General features: G+C 71.2%; 13 protein-coding genes and 1 tRNA gene. 6 read left to right on the top strand and 8 right to left on the bottom strand.

Annotated elements, in window-relative coordinates; genetic code table 11:
* Window positions 1-18 precede the first annotated feature (18 nt).
* Window positions 19-780, top strand: a complete 762-nt coding sequence (locus ACXJKD_RS09240) for a lysophospholipid acyltransferase family protein (protein WP_457254217.1) — start codon at window positions 19-21, stop codon at window positions 778-780.
* Here the strand turns inward: ACXJKD_RS09240 and ACXJKD_RS09235 are convergent.
* Entirely contained in the window at window positions 777-3,122 is a 2,346-nt protein-coding gene (locus ACXJKD_RS09235) for a (Fe-S)-binding protein (RefSeq protein ID WP_457254215.1), read from the bottom strand. The two genes, ACXJKD_RS09240 and ACXJKD_RS09235, sit on opposite strands and share 4 nt — an antisense overlap.
* A gap of 285 nt (window positions 3,123-3,407) precedes the next feature.
* On the opposite strand from ACXJKD_RS09235, the gene cysK reads away from it, so the two are divergent.
* Window positions 3,408-4,334 carry a cysteine synthase A gene (gene cysK / locus ACXJKD_RS09230; protein ID WP_457254214.1) on the top strand — a complete coding sequence of 309 codons (927 nt, stop codon included), beginning with the start codon at window positions 3,408-3,410 and terminating at the stop codon, window positions 4,332-4,334.
* A gap of 44 nt (window positions 4,335-4,378) precedes the next feature.
* Window positions 4,379-4,978: a serine O-acetyltransferase gene (gene cysE / locus ACXJKD_RS09225; protein ID WP_457254213.1), complete on the top strand. Its 600-nt coding sequence runs from the start codon at window positions 4,379-4,381 to the stop codon at window positions 4,976-4,978.
* Here cysE and ACXJKD_RS09220 read toward each other — a convergent pair.
* From ACXJKD_RS09220 to ACXJKD_RS09190, 7 genes are all read right to left on the bottom strand, one after another.
* Entirely contained in the window at window positions 4,939-7,359 is a 2,421-nt protein-coding gene (locus ACXJKD_RS09220) for a CHAT domain-containing protein (protein WP_457254212.1), read from the bottom strand. The two genes, cysE and ACXJKD_RS09220, sit on opposite strands and share 40 nt — an antisense overlap.
* Before the next feature lie 146 nt (window positions 7,360-7,505).
* Window positions 7,506-8,006: a hypothetical protein gene (locus ACXJKD_RS09215; RefSeq protein WP_457254211.1), complete on the bottom strand. Its 501-nt coding sequence runs from the start codon at window positions 8,004-8,006 to the stop codon at window positions 7,506-7,508.
* Window positions 8,003-8,596, bottom strand: coding sequence for an RNA polymerase sigma factor (locus ACXJKD_RS09210; protein ID WP_457254210.1), 594 nt, complete (start codon window positions 8,594-8,596; stop codon window positions 8,003-8,005). Before ACXJKD_RS09210 ends, ACXJKD_RS09215 begins: the two co-directional genes overlap by 4 nt.
* Entirely contained in the window at window positions 8,596-10,218 is a 1,623-nt protein-coding gene (locus ACXJKD_RS09205; protein ID WP_457254209.1) for a S8 family serine peptidase, read from the bottom strand. Before ACXJKD_RS09205 ends, ACXJKD_RS09210 begins: the two co-directional genes overlap by 1 nt.
* Before the next feature lie 499 nt (window positions 10,219-10,717).
* Window positions 10,718-11,050: a YtxH domain-containing protein gene (locus ACXJKD_RS09200; protein WP_457254208.1), complete on the bottom strand. Its 333-nt coding sequence runs from the start codon at window positions 11,048-11,050 to the stop codon at window positions 10,718-10,720.
* Between the two features lie 208 nt (window positions 11,051-11,258).
* A tRNA-Ser gene (locus ACXJKD_RS09195) sits at window positions 11,259-11,346 on the bottom strand.
* Window positions 11,347-11,681: 335 nt separating this feature from the next.
* Entirely contained in the window at window positions 11,682-13,043 is a 1,362-nt protein-coding gene (locus ACXJKD_RS09190) for an aminotransferase class I/II-fold pyridoxal phosphate-dependent enzyme (RefSeq protein WP_457254207.1), read from the bottom strand.
* A 60-nt stretch (window positions 13,044-13,103) separates the two neighbouring features.
* On the opposite strand from ACXJKD_RS09190, the gene ACXJKD_RS09185 reads away from it, so the two are divergent.
* Genes ACXJKD_RS09185 through ACXJKD_RS09175 form a run of 3 tightly spaced genes read left to right on the top strand, consistent with a single transcriptional unit; the run spans window position 13,104 to window position 17,413 of the window.
* Window positions 13,104-14,594, top strand: coding sequence for a CoA-acylating methylmalonate-semialdehyde dehydrogenase (locus tag ACXJKD_RS09185; protein WP_457254206.1), 1,491 nt, complete (start codon window positions 13,104-13,106; stop codon window positions 14,592-14,594).
* Window positions 14,595-14,642: 48 nt separating this feature from the next.
* Complete coding sequence (locus ACXJKD_RS09180) at window positions 14,643-16,025, top strand: aminotransferase class III-fold pyridoxal phosphate-dependent enzyme (protein ID WP_457254204.1); 1,383 nt, start codon at window positions 14,643-14,645, stop codon at window positions 16,023-16,025.
* 5 nt (window positions 16,026-16,030) lie between these two features.
* Window positions 16,031-17,413: an NAD(P)/FAD-dependent oxidoreductase gene (locus tag ACXJKD_RS09175; RefSeq protein ID WP_457254203.1), complete on the top strand. Its 1,383-nt coding sequence runs from the start codon at window positions 16,031-16,033 to the stop codon at window positions 17,411-17,413.
* Window positions 17,414-17,484: the final 71 nt, after the last annotated feature.

Genomic DNA, 17,484 nt, shown 5'->3' with positions numbered 1-17,484 from the left:
CGGCGACGAATGACCCTCGTGCCCGACCTCACCTACCGCATCGTCATCCGGCTGTGCCGCGTCATGTTCCGGGCGCTCGGGCTGCGGATCCGGGTGTCGGGCACCGAGCACCTGCCCTCGACCGGGCCGGTGGTCGTGGTGGCGAACCACAGCAGCTTCCTCGACTTCATGTTCGTCGGGCTCGCGGCGGTGCAGCGCAGACGGCTGGTGCGGTTCATGGCCAAGGAGTCGGTCTTCCGCTCCCGCCTGTCGGGTCCGGTAATGCGTGGCATGGCCCACCTCCCCGTCGACCGGGCGCACGGGGAGCTCGCCGCCCGACAGGCCCTGCGCGCGCTGCAGTCCGGCGAGGTGGTGGGGGTCTATCCCGAGGCGACCATCGGTCGGGCCTTCGTCGTGAAGGGCGTCGAGGACTTCCGTCGCGGAGCCGCCTACCTGGCGCTGGCCACCGGTGCACCGCTCGTCCCGGTCGCGCACTGGGGCATCCACCGGATCTTCACCGTCGACGGCCGCTACTCACTGCGGCGCGGCACGGCCATCGAGGTCGTCGTCGGCGCACCCATCGTCCCGCTGCCGGGCGAGGATGCCGACGCCCTCACCGAGCGGCTCCACGACCGGCTCAGCGTCATGGTCGACGAGCTGGTCGCCCGCTACCCGCAGCCACCGGCTGACCCGGCCCGCGCGTGGTGGTGGCCGGCCGGTCGCGGAGGGGCCGCCCCGACGCCGGCCGACGCCCGCGTGCTCGACGACGCGGCCGTCAGCCGCGCCGACACCCCCCGCTAGGCGACGGGCTGGGGCTCGGGGTCTGGAGTGGGCTCGGGCTCGACGGTCTCGGGCTCGGTGGGCTGGCCGTCGTCGCGACGCTTGACCGCGGCGAGCAGCATCTGTGCGACGTCGACGACCTCGACGTCCGCACCCTTGCCTTCGGACTGGGCAGCGGTGAGGCCGTCGGACATCATCACGCGGCAGAACGGGCAGCCGATCGCGATCCGCTCGGCGCCGGTGCCGATGGCCTCCTCGGTGCGGTTGGTGTTGATCCGTGTGCCGAGCTTCTCCTCCATCCACATCCGGGCCCCGCCGGCGCCGCAGCAGAACGACTTCTCCTTGGTGCGCTCCATCTCGCGCAGCTCGACGCCGGGCAGGGCGCCGATCAGCTCGCGCGGCGGGGCGTAGACGCCGTTGTGCCGGCCGAGGTAGCAGGGGTCGTGGTAGGTCACCGTCTCGGCGGTGGAGGCGACGTCCTTGTTCGAGGACTTGCCGGGCACGTCGGCTGGTCGGGCGACCGGGACGAGCTTCTTCTCCCGGACGAGCCGGTTGAGGAGCTGGGTGTGGTGGACCACCTCGTACTTGCCGCCGAGCTGCGGGTACTCGTTCTTGATGGTGTTGAAGCAGTGTGCGCAGGTGACGACGATCTTGGTGGCGCCGACCTCGTTGAGGGTCTCGACGTTCTGCTGGGCGAGCATCTGGAAGAGGAACTCGTTGCCGGCCCGGCGGGCGGAGTCGCCGGTGCAGGACTCGCCGTCGCCGAGGATCGCGAACGACACCCCGGCCTGGTCGAGCAGCTCCGCGACCGCGCGGGTGGTCTTCTTGGCGCGGTCCTCATAGGCGCCGGCGCAGCCGACCCAGAAGAGGTAGTCGACGTCGTCGGCGGAGTCGACGTCCTGGCCGAGGATCTTCACCGGGAACGCCAGGTCCTTGGCCCAGTCGAGCCGGGCGCGCGCGGCCATGCCCCACGGGTTGCCCTTGTTCTCGAGGTTCTTGAACAGGCCGTTGAGCTCGTTCGGGAACGCGCTCTCGATGAGGTTCTGGTAGCGACGCATGTCGACGATGGCGTCGACGTGCTCGATGTCCACCGGGCACTGCTCGACACACGCGCCACAGGTGGTGCAGGACCACAGGACGTCCTGGTCGATGACGGCGTCGGGTCCGTGCGGGTTGTAGGCCCCGAGCGGGTTTCTGATGTCGTAGCCGGTGTCCCCGATGAGCGGCACCTCAGCAAGCTTGGCCGCATCCTCGCCCAGGCCCTCGCGCTCGGACTCGGTGGCGAGCAACCACGGCGCCTTGGCGTGCGCGTGGTCGCGCAGGGCCATCACGAGCATCTTGGGCGACAGCGGCTTGTCGGTGTTCCAGGCCGGGCACTGGCTCTGGCAGCGTCCGCACTCGGTGCAGGTGGTGAAGTCGAGCAGGCCCTTCCAGGTGAAGTCCTCGACCTTGCCCACGCCGAGCGCCGCGTCCTCGTCGAGGTCCTCGATGTTCTCGAAGTCCACTGGAGCCCCACCCACCATCAGCGGCTGGAGCTCGCCGAGCGAGGTGCGGCCGTCGGCGTGGCGCTTGAGGAAGATGTTGAAGAACGCGAGGAAGCGGTGCCAGGCGACGCCCATCGTCGGCTGGAGCGAGATGGTGATCATCCACGCGAACGAGATGAGGATCTTCACCGCCGCGACGACCACGATGACGTCCTCGAGGCGGGACACCGACCAGCCCTTGAACATCGCCCCGAGCCACCCGGTCAGCGGGTAGTGCAGGGCGTCGGCGTGACCCTTCCCGGAGAAGCCGGTGGTGCCGCCGTTGAAGTCGAGCGCGTACTCCAGCGCTCGCAGGCTGATGATGCAGATCGTGACGCCGAGGATGGTCAGCTCGACGTAGTAGGCCTGCCAGAACGTCGACCCGAAGAACCGCGAGCGCCGACCACCCTCTCCGGCGGCCGAGCGCGGGTGGTTCTTCTGCCGGATGACCATCAGCGTGACGATGCCCACGAGCCCGGTCCAGGCGAAGAACTCGGTGACCCACTCGTAGAGGAAGAAGTGCCCGATGACCGGCAGCGTGAAGTCGGCCTTGACGAGCTGGCCGAACGCGTTGAGCAGGGTGAAGAACAGCACCCCGAAGCTGATCATCGTGAACCAGTGCGCCACCGCGACGACCGGCAGCCGCGACATCCGCGTGTGCCCGAGGAACTCGCGCAGCAGCGTGACGGTCCGCGCCCCCTTGTCACCGGTGCGGGTGGCATCGGGCTGGCCGAGGCGGAAGACGGCGAGGAACTGCCGGATCACCCTCGCGAACAACGCAATGCCCGTGAGGGCGACGGCGAGGCACACGACGAGCGCGACGATCTGGAGCACAGACATGGCCGTCACTCTACTGGCCAGTAAGCGCCTGCTCAGCGTCTGTGTGAGGTGCGTCAAAGACGATCTGTATGCCGCGCGGCCGGCCCCGAGTGCCCGGTCGGCGCCCGCCCGGTGCGCGATCCGTGCCCGCCTACTTGGCGCCCGTTGCCCGCCCACCGGGCGCTCGTTGCCAACACACATAACGATCTGTTGGAATATGCATAACGTCGGGTTCGCTGAACCCGACGACAGCCCACGACCGCGCGCCACGGTTCGCCCGCGGCATACCGACGCAAGGAAGCTCGCATGCCCATCTATGACGACGTCACCAAGCTCATCGGCAACACCCCGCTGGTGCGGATCAACCGGCTGATCGACAGCGACGCGATCGTCGCCGGGAAGCTCGAGTTCTACAACCCGGCCTCCTCGGTCAAGGACCGCATCGGCGTCTCGATCATCGACGCCGCCGAGGCGGCGGGGGCGCTGAAGCCCGGTGGCACCATCGTCGAGGCCACGTCCGGCAACACCGGCATCGCGCTCGCGATGGTCGGAGCAGCCCGCGGCTACAACGTCGTGCTCACCATGCCGGAGACCATGTCGAAGGAGCGACGCGCGCTGCTGCGGGCCTACGGCGCCGAGCTCATCCTCACCGAGGGTGTCCTGGGCATGAAGGGTGCGGTGGCCAAGTCGGAGGAGGTCGCGGCCGAGCGTGGTGGCATCCTGGCCAAGCAGTTCGCCAACGAGGCCAACCCGGAGATCCACCGCAAGACGACCGCGGAGGAGATCTGGAAGGACACCGACGGCCAGGTCGATATCGTCATCGCTGGTATCGGCACCGGTGGCACGATCACCGGCGTCGGCCAGGTCCTGAAGTCCCGCAAGCCCGGCGTGCAGATCATCGCCGTCGAGCCCGAAGAGTCGCCGATCCTCAACGGCGGCCAGCCCGGACCCCACAAGATCCAGGGCATCGGGGCCAACTTCGTCCCGGAGATCCTCGACCGCGACGTCTACGACGAGGTCATCGACATCAACGCCGAGACGGCGGTCGAGTGGGCCAAGCGGGCTGCCAAGGAGGAGGGCCTGCTGGTCGGCATCTCGTCGGGCGCCGCGCTCGCGGCGGCCAACCAGGTGGCGACCCGTCCCGAGAACGCCGGCAAGACGATCGTCGTCATCATCCCGTCGTTCGGTGAGCGCTACCTCTCGACGATCCTCTTCTCCGACCTGCTCGACTGAGCTCGACTGACCCGGCGACAACCCTTCTGCTGCAACGGAACCCGATGACCCTCGCTCTCTACGCCAGGCGCGCACGCAACCGCATCGTCGACGACCTCGACGCCGCGATCGCGCGCGACCCGGCGGCGACCTCCCGGGTCGACGTGGCACTGAACGCCCCGGGACTGCACGCGATCTGGGCCTACCGGTTCGCCCACCGGCTGTGGTTGCGCGGCGGGTGGACCAAGCCGGTCGCGCGGGTCGTGATGACCTTCGTGCGCTCGGTGACCGGCGTCGAGATCCACCCCGGCGCGGTGATCGGGCACCGGTTCTTCATCGACCACGGCATGGGTGTCGTGATCGGCGAGACGGCCGAGGTCGGCGACGACGTGATGCTCTACCACGGGGTCACCCTCGGCGGCCGGTCGATGCAGCGGGTCAAGCGACACCCCACGGTGGGCTCGCGCGTGACGATCGGCGCGGGCGCGCGCATCCTCGGCCCGGTGCACATCGGCAACGACGTGCAGATCGGGGCGAACTCCGTGGTGGTCAAGGACATCCCGGCCGGAGCCATCGCGACCGGGATCCCCGCGACGGTGCGGTTCCCGCACGGCCACGAGGACCCCTACGAGGCGATGTTCAAGGACCCGGCCCTCTGGATCTGAGAGGGGTCGGGTCGCCAGTCCGTGCCGAAGAGGCAGAAGGCCCCTGCGGCCGGGTGCTCTGCGAGGGTCTCAGCGAGCGCCTCGGAGGCGGTCCGGCCTGAGGCGAGCCGGTGGTGGTAGGCCACCATCGCCTGCTCCGCCACCACGTCCGACACCGGTGCGACCGGGGCGACCACGCTACGCACCCCGAGCGCCAGCAGTGCGGCGGTGAGGCCGAGCGGTTCGTCGCCGGGCCGGGGGTCGAGCCGGCCGACGTCGCAGGCCGAGAGCACGACGTGGGGCGCGGTGGCCGGACGCGGGAGCTCGTGGGCGAAGACCGGGCCGTCGGCCATGTGCAGCGAGGAGAACCACGGGCTCTGCGGCTCGTGGGTGCCGTGCGCCGCGATGTGCACCACGCCTCCGCTGACCAGGGCGTCACGCACCGACTGAGCCGTCGCCGCGGAGTGTCCCTGGGAGTCGGCCCCGACCGACCGCCACGTCTCGGCGACCGCCGCCGACTCGGCGCCGGCCCGGAGCAACCGAGGGCCGGTCAGCGTCGTGACGGCGAGTGCACCTGTCGTCTGCGGGCCGGGGGAGAGCAGCGGAGTGGCCCACCGGGTCACCGAGGTGGCCACCGTGACCGGTCGGCCGGCGAGGCTGGGCAGCATGCCCCACGGGACCGCCATCAGGGTGCGGCCGGGGACCACGACCACCGGACCGTCGCCCAGACGGAGGTCAGAGAGCAGCCGCTGGTCGAGGGCCCCCACGGAGCCGGCGACCGCGCGCCCCACGGCAGCCTCCATCGCCGGGTTGGTGCTCGCGAAGGCGTGCGCCCGCAGGTCGCGGGTGAGCCGGTCGGCCAGGGCCGCGACCTCCGCGGCAGGGCCGACGTGGCGGAGCCGGCTGCCCTGCTCGGTGACGACCAGGACGTACTCCTCCCCCTCCTGGGCCACCCACACGAGGGCCTGCTCCCCACGGGCGCGGAGCAGGTCGCGGGTCGTGCCGTGGCCGAGCGGTGCACCCGCCGCCGCGACGTCGTCCTGGGCCACGCGGGTCCAGTCGAGGCGGCTGACCTCCCACTCGAGGCGCGCCGCGCGGGCGCGCTGGCGGGCGCCCTCCTGACCGGGGGAGACGCCCTCGCGACGGGCCTGGCGCAGCTCGGCCAGCAGCTCCGCCGACCGCTGGTCCTGGGGCGCCGAGAGCAGGGGCAGGCGGTGGGACACCGCCCGCCAGCGTTCGACGGCGTCGAAGACCCGGGGCGCAGAGCCGCTCGCCAGGGCGTCGTTGACGTCGAAGTCGGCCAGCCGCCGTCCGTGCAGCGCGAGGGCCGACCGGATCTCGACGCTCTGGCTCGGTGCCTGGCGCTCGGTGAGCCGGTGCATCGCGGCACGGACTGCCCGCCGCGACTTGACCGTGTTTCCTTGGGCCGCAGCGACTTTCGCGACCAGGAGTCGGTCGTGCATGTCGGCGGCGAAGCCTTGGCGCACCCGGCCGCTCAGTCTCTGCACGGCATACCCGGCCTCGTCGACCTGTCCTCTCAGCAGCAGCGCCTCGACGTGGACCCGCGCGGCGAGGCGCTCGTCGGGCGTGACCGGCCGGGCGACGTCGAGCCACGGCGCGAGGGTGCGGTTGAGGCCGCGCGGCACCGCTCCCTCGGCGAGGGACACCGAGGCGCGCAGCAGGGCTGCGCTGCGCTGGCGTTCGGTGGCACCGCGGGCGCGGAAGGCCGCGACGGCGGCATCGAGGTGCTCGCGCGCCGTCGACAGGTCGTCACGCAGCATCGCCGTCGACGCGAGGTCGAGCCGCAGGTCGGCCTCCTCGAGGCGGTGGCGGTCGCGTCGGGTCTCGTCGAGCGCACGGGTGAGCGTCTCGCGGGCCTGGTCGAGCAGCCCGACCTCGAGCAGCACGAGGGCGAGGTCGTGCTGCGCCCGCACCCGCCCGACCGGCACCGACATCTCGTCGGCCTCGCGCATCAGCTCGATCGCCTGGGGGAGCCGACCCGCGTAGTACTCGAGGCAGCCCAGGTTGTGGCGGACCTTGAACTCCTGCTCCGCGAGCCCGTGCTCGACGCTGACCCGCAGGGCAGATTCGAGGTCGGCGCGGGCCGGGGCCAGCTCGAGCAGGGAGAGGTGGGCCAGTCCGCCGTTGATGCGGGAGGCCACCTCCTCGCCGGGCGTCAGCAGGGAGTGCCCGTCCCCGACCTTGTCGAGGGCAGCCAGGGCCGAGCGCCAGTCCTGGCAGGAGACGTGCACGACCGCCTCCTGGATCCAGCTCAGCGCCCGGAGGCGGGGCGAGTCGGTCTGGGCCCGTGACTCCCGGAGCATCTCCAGCGCCTGGTCGAGCCCGTGCAACGCCAGGGTCGGCCAGGCGAGGGTGATGAGGAGCCGGGCTCGGGTCGGCACCCGGTCGTCGTCGGCGAGGCCGTCCGAGAGGGTCAGGGCGCGACGGAGCGAGCGCTCGGCATCGCGGAACCGGCCGATCTCATTGAGGTTCCGCGCTCGGGCCAGGAGCTCGGCGACCTGGTGGTCAGCAACCTCGATGTCGTACCTCAGATCTCGATAGCTGGCGTGATGACCGGTCGGCTCTGGGGGTCGTCGAGCCGACGCATGACGAGGTGGACGAGCCCGCGCTGCACCGAGGTGAAGGTGAACCGACCCGCGTCGTCCGTCGTGGTCTCCTGGGTGCGCGACCGTTCGCGCAGCTCGATGTGCGTCGGTCCGGTGGTCACCCACCCGCTCAGCCTGGCGTTGGTCCCCTCGACCAGCTCGATGGTGATCATCGCGCTGAGCTGCTCGCTGGAGAAGGTGATCGTGCCGGCCCGGTCGTAGTCGGTCGAGCGCACCCCGGCCAGCTCGGCCGTCGTCGTGGTGATCTCGGCGATCTCGGCCTCGAGCGCCGCGACCGACATCGCGAACTTGGCGCGCTCGGCCAGGTCACTCGGCACGGGGTCGCTGGCCTGGAGGATGGACCGGAGGGTCGCCAGCGTCCGCAGGTCCTGCTCGTCGATGGGCTCTGCCGCGAGGGCGTTGAGGTCGCGTTCGGCGGTCATGACGTCGCCCACCCGGGGTCGCCGAGGAGGGCCAGTTTGAGCTTGGCAAGGCACCGACCACGGGTCGGCCCGATGCTCCCGACCGGCATGCCCAGCGCATCGGCCACCTGGACGTAGTCGGGCCGTTCGGCGAGGGCGATCACCCGGAGCAGCTGCTGGCAGCGTTCGGGCAGGTCCTTGAAGTGGCGCCAGAGCAGTCCCTGCTCCTGGCTGCGCACCACGGCGTCGGCTGGCTCGTCACCCGTGGTCGGGATCTCGGGCAGCGCGTCGCCGATGTCCTCGCGCACGTCCTCGCGGCGGGACTTCTTCGACACCGCCCACGCCTCGCGGCGGGTGGTGGTGAGCAGCCACTTGAGGACGCCACGGGGGTCGCTGATCCCCGACGCGTGCTGCACGAGCGACAACCACGTGTTCTGGACGACGTCCTCCGCCTGCGCGGTCGAGAGTCCCTGGGCGCGAGCGGTGTACCACAGCAGCGAGGTCGTGCTGTCGACCAGCTCCGACATCCCCTCGGGACGGCCGTCGCGGTAGTCGCTGAACGCGCTGGCAGCCAGCTCGGCGAGGCTGCGGGTGCCTCCATCTGCGTGCATCACCGCTCCCCCTCCTCGACGGTGGTCTGGGCGTTGCGCTCGACGGTGGCCCGAGCCTTGCCCAGTACCTCGAGCCTCGTCTTCGCGTCAGCGTCCTCGGGACACTCGAGCTGCACCAGGGTCGCTGCGACGTCCCCGGCATACGCCGGTGCCGCGAACGAGGTGCCGCTCCACAGCCCGAACCCGCTCCTGTAGTTGTCAGGATCGCACGAGCCGCGGGCCGGGTCGGGCCCGGTGGGCTGGGCGATCACGGGCCGCAGGCTCCCGTTGAAGGTGGTCGGCATCGTGCTGACGACTGCCGTGCCGCAGCGGTAGGCCGTCACCCAGGACCCGGTGTTGGAGTAGATCGACACCGTGTGGCCATCGGGGTTGTGCGACCCGACGCTCGTGATCGGGTGGTCGTAGCCGCCCGCGATCGCGAACGCCGCGGGGTAGAACTCCTGGTTGGTGCCACCGTTGCCGGCGGCTGCAACTACCGCCACCCCGGTGCTGGCGAGCGCCCGCAGCACGCTGGAGAAAGCCGGTTCGTCGTCGAAGGCCCCCGGGGTCTCGTGGTAGTAGCCCAGCGAGAGCGACAGCACGTCGATGGCCGGCCCCTTGCCCTGGCCGGAGTGCGCCAGCAGCTGGCGCACGTAGAGCAGGGAGAGCGTCTCCACGAGGAAGGCCTCGTCGGTCACGCCGTCGCCGTGCATGACCGGGACGACCATCAGGAAGGCGTCGGGGCAGCGCTGGCGCACGACCCCCGCGATGAACGTGCCGTGGCCGGCCAGCGGGTCGAGCACCCCGTTGACGCGGTCGAGGGTGCACCCGGTCAGCTCGGGGTTGTCGTCGGCCGTGAACCGAAGGCCGATCGGCAGCCCGTCGACCTCCACGTCACGGATGACGCGGTCGGCGAACCACGGGTGCTCACCCAGCCCGGTGTCGAGCAGCGCCACGACCGGGCCGGACTTCTGGGTGGGCACGGGGACCGGTGCGGCCCAGACCACCGGGATCCTCGCCGAGGGGCCGCCGGGCAGCTCGTCGTCACCCACACCCGAGCCGTAGCCGACCCCGGAGCCGTAGCCGACCCCGGACCCGTAGCCCACGCCCGAGCCGTACCCCACGCCGGAGCCGTAACCGACCCCCGAGCCGTAACCCACGCCCGAGCCGTAGCCGGCCGCCGTGACGATGTGGCTGAGGCTCACGGCCTTGGCCGAGTCAGGGTCCTCGGCGCGCAAGGTCTGCAGGATCAGCCAGGCGTCGGGAGCGACGACCGGCCGGTTCGGGAGCGGCCGGAACTCGACCGTCGTCGAGACCGCCGCGTCGACCTGCTCGCCCAGCTCGTACTGCTCCACCAACGCCTCGAACCGGTCGTCTCGGCGGGTCTCCACCGAGTAGCCGAGCCGCTCGGCGATCGCGGACAGCGCGCTGATCGGGCCCTGCGCCGAGCGCGAGCCGAGTCCACGCACGAGCAGCCGGTTGCCGGCATACAAGGTCGGCTCCAGGGCGTCGTCGCCGTCGAGGCGCACCGCCTTCGCGGGGTCGAGCACGCGCACGTCGAGGCGCCGTGCCGCCGAGCGCGGGATCGCGACCGAGGGCGTGGGCCCCGGCCCTGACGGCGGCGGGGGAGTCGATGCGGCCATTGATTCTCCTGAGGTGGTGCCGACCACGCAGTGCAGTGTTCAGCGTAGTGAGGGATCGCTTCATCTGACAGGAGAAGCCGACGGGTCGGGTGATACCGGGACAGCCCCGAGAATCTGGTCCGAAAAAACTTTCGACGCGGATGTATCAGGGTCCCGCCCCCCGGCTCTTGTCCACTGTCAGACCTGGTCGGGGGACAAGGTGGGCACAACGAAAGGAAAGCCTCATGTCATGCAGGATCCGTCGCAGGGGGCGACGGATCAGGCGGATGGAGGGCCGCTGGGCACAGGGGTGCCAGCGGACCGGACGGCAGGTCGTGGGGGCGTGCTGCCGTCCAGCCCCTCGGGGCGCGTCGCCGGGTAGGTCAGGTCGAGGAAGGTGCTGGTCAGGGGTTTCCAGCACGCGCCAGGCCGGACCTTCTCGGCGACGCCGTTGAGCCCAGCAACACAGGAACGGCACGGCATACAGACCTCGTATGCCGTGCCGTTTCGCTGCGTGCGGTCAGGGGAGCTTGCCGGGTCCCGGACCGAACCCGGTGGTGTCGGCGTGCAGCCGCCCGTCGGTGCCACGGTGGAGCGTCTCGGGGAGCTCCTCACCCGTGAACCGCTCCTTGGCGTTCGCGCCGGCGGTCTTGGCGACGTCGCCGAGCTTGGCCGCGACGACGGGCGCCTGCTCCTTGACCGCCTGCTTCACGGTGTCGACCCGCGTCTGCACGGGGTCGCTGCCCCACACGCGGTCGGCCTGGCTCTTGATCTGCTGGTAGCGCTTCTGGCCGGCCTTGGCCCCGAGCACGTAGCCCGCAGCGAGACCGGCGAGGAACGAGAGCTTTGCCATGGTTCGGATCCTTTGGTCGGGTCTTCGACCCTAACCCATGACCCACAAACGTGCTGGTCAGCGGCCCGCCGAGGGATCTCTCGTGAGCCCCAGCCCCTGCGCCTCCGCCCCCTTTATCGGGTTTAGCAGGAAGGTTGCGCTTCACCCGAGAACCGTTCTCGGGTGAAGCGCAACCAAGTCCCTAAACCCGATAAAGGGGGGCTGGGGTTGGCGGCGGGTGTGGGATTTGAACCCACGAGAGGTTGCCCTCTGGTCGCTTTCAAGGCGACTGCACTAGGCCACTATGCGAACCCGCCCGGTGTGCGCGCCAACTATTCCAGACCTTCCCATCCCGCCGTGAGCGAGTACCGTGGAGGGAGGACGACGACACGCCACGAAGCGGGTGGTCGCAGAAACGAGTACGGTCCGAAATGTGTTGAATCACAGCATAATTCGCGCCGCGACCCAACCAATTCGACGCCACTCATACGCGAATTGAAGGATCCTGAAGTCACGGCCTCGCGACTAGCGTTCGCGGTGGGGGGAGATGAGCGTCCGCTTTCGGGCGGCGGGCCGAAGGCCGGGCAACCCTGCAGCCCGGCCTTCGCGCCGTCCAGGCCCTTCGCGCCGTCCGGACCTCGGACCGGAGGCGTCAGCGCGCGCGGCCCTGGCGCCCGCCGGCCAGCGCCGCGTCGGCCAAGGCGTCCGCGACCGCGTCGAGGTCCCCGGTCGCGGCTCCGACGGTGACCCGCACGTGGCCCCCCGTGCTCCCGACCTCGGCAGCGCCCAGCCGGAACGGCGCTCCGGCGGCCACCCCGATCCCGCGACTCGCGAGCCGCACGACCGCGGCGGTCTCGTCCTGCACCGGCACCCAGATGTTGATCCCCTCGGTCCCCGGCACCGCGACGCCCCGCGCGGCCAGTGCGTCGACCACGTGCGCCCGCCGCGCGGCATACGTGAGGGACGCCCGGGCCACCTCGGTGCGGGCGGTCTCGCTGGTCAGCAGCCCGAGGAGCACCTGCTGGAGCAGCCGGCTCGACCAACCCTGCCCCAGCTCTCGACGGGCGGTCAGCGCTCGGTGCAGGGCCGCCGGCGCGCTGAGCGCCGCGAGCCGCAGGTCCGGTCCGTGCGACTTCGAGAACGACCGGATGTATGCCGTGTGCTCGGGTCGCCAGCGACCCAGGCTCACGAGCGCCTCCGACGACAGCCCCGCGGCCGAGTCGTCCTCCACCACCAGGGTCTCCGTGCCGTCGAGCAGGGCTGCGATCGCCTGGGCCCGTGCGGTGGTCATCGTGACGCCGACCGGGTTCTGGGCTCGTGGCTGGAGGAAGACGGCAGCCGCCGGCTCGCGGAGGGCTTGCTTCAGGGCGCCGAGCTCGAGCCCCTCGTCGTCGAGCGGCAAGCCGACCAGCTGCACGCCGACGGACTCGAGCAGGTCGACCAGCGGCGGGAACCCGGGGTCCTCCACGACGACGCGGTCACCGAACCGCAGCGTCGTCCGCACGATGAGGTCCATCGCGTCCATCGCCCCGTCGACGACGGCGAGGTTGGCTGCGGGATACGGCCAGTCCTGGCGAAGCGTGTCGGCGAGAGCCGGGAGCACCGGGTCGTCGAGGTAGCTGCCGGTGGTCGGCGCCGAGGTGAGCTGCGCGAGCACCGCGCCGAGGGAGGGCAGGAGCGCGGGGTCGGGCACTCCGGTGGACAGGTCGAGGGTGAACACCGACTCGTGGCGCAGGGCCTGGCGGTAGCGCCCTCCGGTGGCCCCGCCCTGGTCGAGGATCGTGGTGCCGCGGCGCCCGTCGGCGTGGACGGCGCCCGACCGCGCGAGCAGCGCCCAGGCCGCGCTCACCGTGGTGGGCGACAGCGCGAGCTGCGCGGCGACCGTCCTGATCGGCGGCAGCCGGTCGCCCGCCACCAGCTCGCCGTCCCGGATCGCCGCCGAGACGGCATGGGCCAGGCCCTTGGCGGTGGGGTGGTCGAGGCGGTGCTCGAGGGCGGACAGGACTGCGGTCATGTTTTGTACCATAGCAATACGGACATTGTGTTACCAGCGAGTGGTCCGTATGGTTGGGGCATGACGACGCGCATCTCCCACTGGATCGACGGCCGCCCCCACGAGGGCAGCTCCGGGCGCTCGGCCCCGGTGTACAACCCCGCCACCGGGGTGGTCACCGCCGAGGTCGACCTGGCCTCGGTCGAGGAGGTGGGCGCGGCGGTGCAGGTCGCGGCCGACGCGGCCCGCGAGTGGCGGCACACCTCGCTCTCGCGCCGCTCTGCCGTCCTCTTCGCGTTCCGCGAGCTGCTCCACGAGCGCACCCCCGAGCTCGCCGCGATCATCACCGCCGAGCACGGCAAGGTGCTCTCCGACGCCGCTGGCGAGATCGCCCGCGGCCTCGAGAACGTCGAGTTCGCGACCGGGGTGCCGAACCTCCTCAAGGGTGGGTTCAGCGAGCAGGCGGCGACCGGGGTCGACGTCTACAACATCCGTCAGCCGCTCGGCGTCGTCGCCGGCATCACGCCCTTCAACTTCCCCGCCATGGTGCCGCTGTGGATGTGCGCGAACGCCATTGCCTGCGGCAACGCCTTCATCCTCAAGCCCAGTGAGAAGGACCCGTCCGCGGCGCTCTTCCTCGCGCAGCTGTGGAAGGAGGCCGGTCTGCCCGACGGCGTCTTCACCGTCGTCCACGGCGACAAGGTGGCCGTCGACGCGATCCTCGACCACCCCGCCATCGCTGCCGTGAGCTTCGTCGGGTCGACGCCGATCGCCAGGTACATCTACGAGCGCGGCACCGCGAACGGCAAGCGGGTGCAGGCTCTCGGTGGCGCCAAGAACCACGCCCTGGTCCTGCCCGACGCCGACATCGACATGGCGGCCGACGCGGTCGTCTCCGCCGCCTACGGCTCTGCGGGCGAGCGCTGCATGGCGCTGTCGGTGGCCGTCGCGGTCGGCGACATCGCCCAGCCGCTGGTCGACGCCATCGCTGCGCGCCTGCCCAAGCTCACCGTCGGCGACGGGGCCGACCCCGACTCCGACATGGGTCCGCTGATCACCGAGGAGCACCGCGACAAGGTCGCCGGCTACGTCGACGCCGGCGAGTCCGCCGGTGCGGCAGTCGTCGTCGACGGACGGACCGGCGAGCACCCCCAGGAGGGCTTCTTCCTCGGGACCACGCTGCTCGACCACGTCACCCCCGAGATGACCGTCTACACCGACGAGATCTTCGGCCCGGTGCTGTCGGTGGTCCGCGTCGACACCTACGAGGCCGGGATCGCCCTCATCAACTCGAACCAGTACGCGAACGGCACCGCGATCTTCACCCGAGACGGTGGGGTCGCCCGGCAGTTCCAGTGCGACGTCGAGGTCGGCATGGTCGGCATCAACGTGCCGATCCCGGTGCCGGTGGCCTACTACTCCTTCGGTGGCTGGAAGGACTCCCTCTTCGGCGACACCCACATGTACGGCCCGGAGGGCATCAACTTCTACACCCGGGGCAAGGTCGTCACGCAGCGCTGGCCCGACCCGGCGACCTCCAGCGTCGACCTCGGCTTCCCGCGCACCCGCTGACGCAAGCCGCCAGACTGTCCGGAACACCCGGCATACCAAGGACTCTCGATGACCGACACGCTGCCAGCCGCCATCTCCGCCCCCGCCTCCGAGGAGCAGGTGCGCCGTGACGACCGGGCCCACGTCTTCCACTCCTGGTCGGCGCAGGGCCTGATCGACCCGCTGCCGATCGCTGACGCGCTCGGTTCGTACTTCACCGACTACTCGGGCAAGCGCTACCTCGACTTCTCCAGCCAGCTCGTCAACGTCAACATCGGCTACCAGCACCCCAAGCTGGTCGCGGCCATCCAGGACCAGGCGGGGCGGCTGACCACCATCAGCCCGGCCTTCGCCAACGACGCGCGCTCCGAGGCGGCCCGCCTCATCAGCGAGCTCGCCCCGGGCGACCTCAACCGGGTGTTCTTCACCAACGGTGGTGCCGAGGCGACCGAGAACGCCCTGCGCATGGCGCGCCTGCACACGGGCCGCCACAAGGTCATGGCGGCCTACCGCAGCTATCACGGCGCGACCGCGGGAGCCATTGCCCTGACTGGCGATCCGCGTCGCTGGCCGTCCGAGCCGGGGATGCCGGGCATCGTGCGCTACTGGGGTCCGTACCCCTACCGCTCGGCCTTCCACGCGCAGGACGAGCAGGAGGAAGGGGTCCGCGCGCTGCAGCACCTGCGCGACCTCATCACCGTCGAGGGCCCGCAGACCATCGCGGCCATCATCCTCGAGACCGTGGTCGGCACCAACGGCATCCTCGTGCCGCCGCCGGGCTACCTCCAGGGGGTCCGTGACCTGTGTGACGAGTTCGGGATCGTGATGATCGCCGACGAGGTGATGGCCGGGTTCGCCCGCTGCGGTGAGTGGTTCGCGGTCGACCACTGGGGTATCGCCCCCGACCTCATCACCTTCGCCAAGGGGGTCAACAGCGGCTACGTGCCCCTCGGCGGCGTGATCATCTCCGAGCGGATCGCCCAGACCTTCGACCAGCGGCCGTTCCCGGGCGGGCTGACCTACTCCGGCCACCCGCTCGCCTGCGCCTCCGCCGTCGCCTCCATCACCATCTTCAAGGAGGAGGGCATCGTCGAGCACGCGCGCTCGCTCGGCGCCGACGTCATCGGACCCGGCCTGCGTGACCTGGCCGAGCGCCACCCCAGCGTCGGTGAGGTGCGGGGGCTCGGGGCCTTCTGGGCGCTCGAGCTGGTCCGCGACCGCGCGACCCGTGAGCCCCTCGTGCCGTTCAACGCCGGTGGGGCCGATGCCAAGCCGATGAACGACTTCGGAGCCGCCTGCAGGGAGCGCGGGCTCTGGCCGTTCATCCACTTCAACCGCACCCACGTCGTGCCGCCGTGCACGACGGCGGCCGACGAGGTGCGCGAGGGGCTGGCGATCCTCGACGAGGCCCTCAGCGTCGCGGACGCCTTCTACACCGGCAGCGACGCCTGACGCCGGTGGGTCATCCCGCGCTGGCCGAGGCCGCGCCGGCGGTCTACTGGCTCGACCAGCCCGACCGACCGCCGCGCCGCCCGGGCCTCGAAGGCCTCACCGCCGATGGCCTCTGCGCCGACCTGGTGGTCGTCGGCGCCGGGTACTCCGGGCTCTGGACTGCCCTGCTGGCCAAGGAGGCCGACCCGTCGCTCGACGTGCTCGTCCTCGAGGCGGGATCGGTGGGGTGGGCGGCCTCCGGCCGCAACGGCGGCTTCTGCTCCGCGAGCCTGACGCACGGTGAAGCCAACGGCCTCGCGCGGTGGCCGCAGGAGTATGCCGCGTTGCACCGCTTGGGGCTGGCGAACCTCGACGGCATCGAGGCGACCGTGCGCACGTACGGGATCGAGTGCGACTTCCGGCGCACCGGCGAGCTGACCGTGGCGACACAGCCGCACCAGGTGGAGTGGCTGGCGGAGGAGTCGGAGGGCGAGCTGCTCGACCGCGACGCGGTGCGTGCCCACCTCGACTCGCCGACCTACCTCGCCGGCCTCTACCAGCCGGACGAGACCGCGATCGTCGACCCGGCCCGGCTCGCGTGGGGGCTCGCCCGCGCGGCCGAGTCCCTCGGCGTCCGCATCGCCGAGGGCGTGCGCGTCACGGGTCTGTCGACCGCCGGGTCGGGTGTCGACGTCGCCACGGCGGACGGTCCCGTGGTCCGCGGAGCGCGAGTCGCGTTGGGCACCAACGCTTTTCCTTCGTTGCTCAAGCGCACCAGACTGCACACGGTGCCGGTCTACGACTACGCCCTCATGACCGAGCCGCTGACCGACGACCAGCTCGCCTCGCTGGGCTGGGCCAGCCGGGCCGGGGTGGGCGACATGGCCAACCAGTTCCACTACTACCGCCTCTCCACCGACAACCGGATCCTCTGGGGCGGCTACGACGCGATCTACCACTACGGGCGGCGCCTCGAGTCGGGCCTCGACCAGCGGCCCGCGACGTTCGACCGGCTGGCCACCCACTTCTTCGAGACCTTCCCCCAGCTCGAGGGACTGCGCTTCAGCCACCAGTGGGGCGGGGCCATCGACACCTCCACGCGGTTCTGTGCCTTCTACGGCACCGCCCACCGCGGTCGGGTCGCCTACGCGACGGGGTTCACCGGCTTGGGTGTCGGCGCGACCCGCTTCGGCGCCCAGGTCATGCTCGACCTGCTGAGCGGCGCGGAGACTGAGCGGACCCGGCTGGCGATGGTGCGCGAGAAGCCGCTGCCGTTCCCGCCGGAACCATTGGCCTACACCGGGATCCAGCTGACCCGCTGGGCGCTCGCGAGTGCCGACCGGCACGAGGGCCGGCGCAACCTGTGGCTGCGCGCCCTCGACCGGGCCGGCCTCGGCTTCGACTCCTAGGGCACGACTCACCTGTTGCGATCTGGTGGTCGCCGAGGGGGCCGCTGGGCAGGTCTGGTGAGGACGGTGCG

Source organism: Pedococcus sp. P5_B7 (assembly GCF_054049895.1).
The sequence above is the reverse complement of the archived record's forward strand: the minus strand, read 5'-3'. Positions and strand labels throughout refer to the sequence as shown.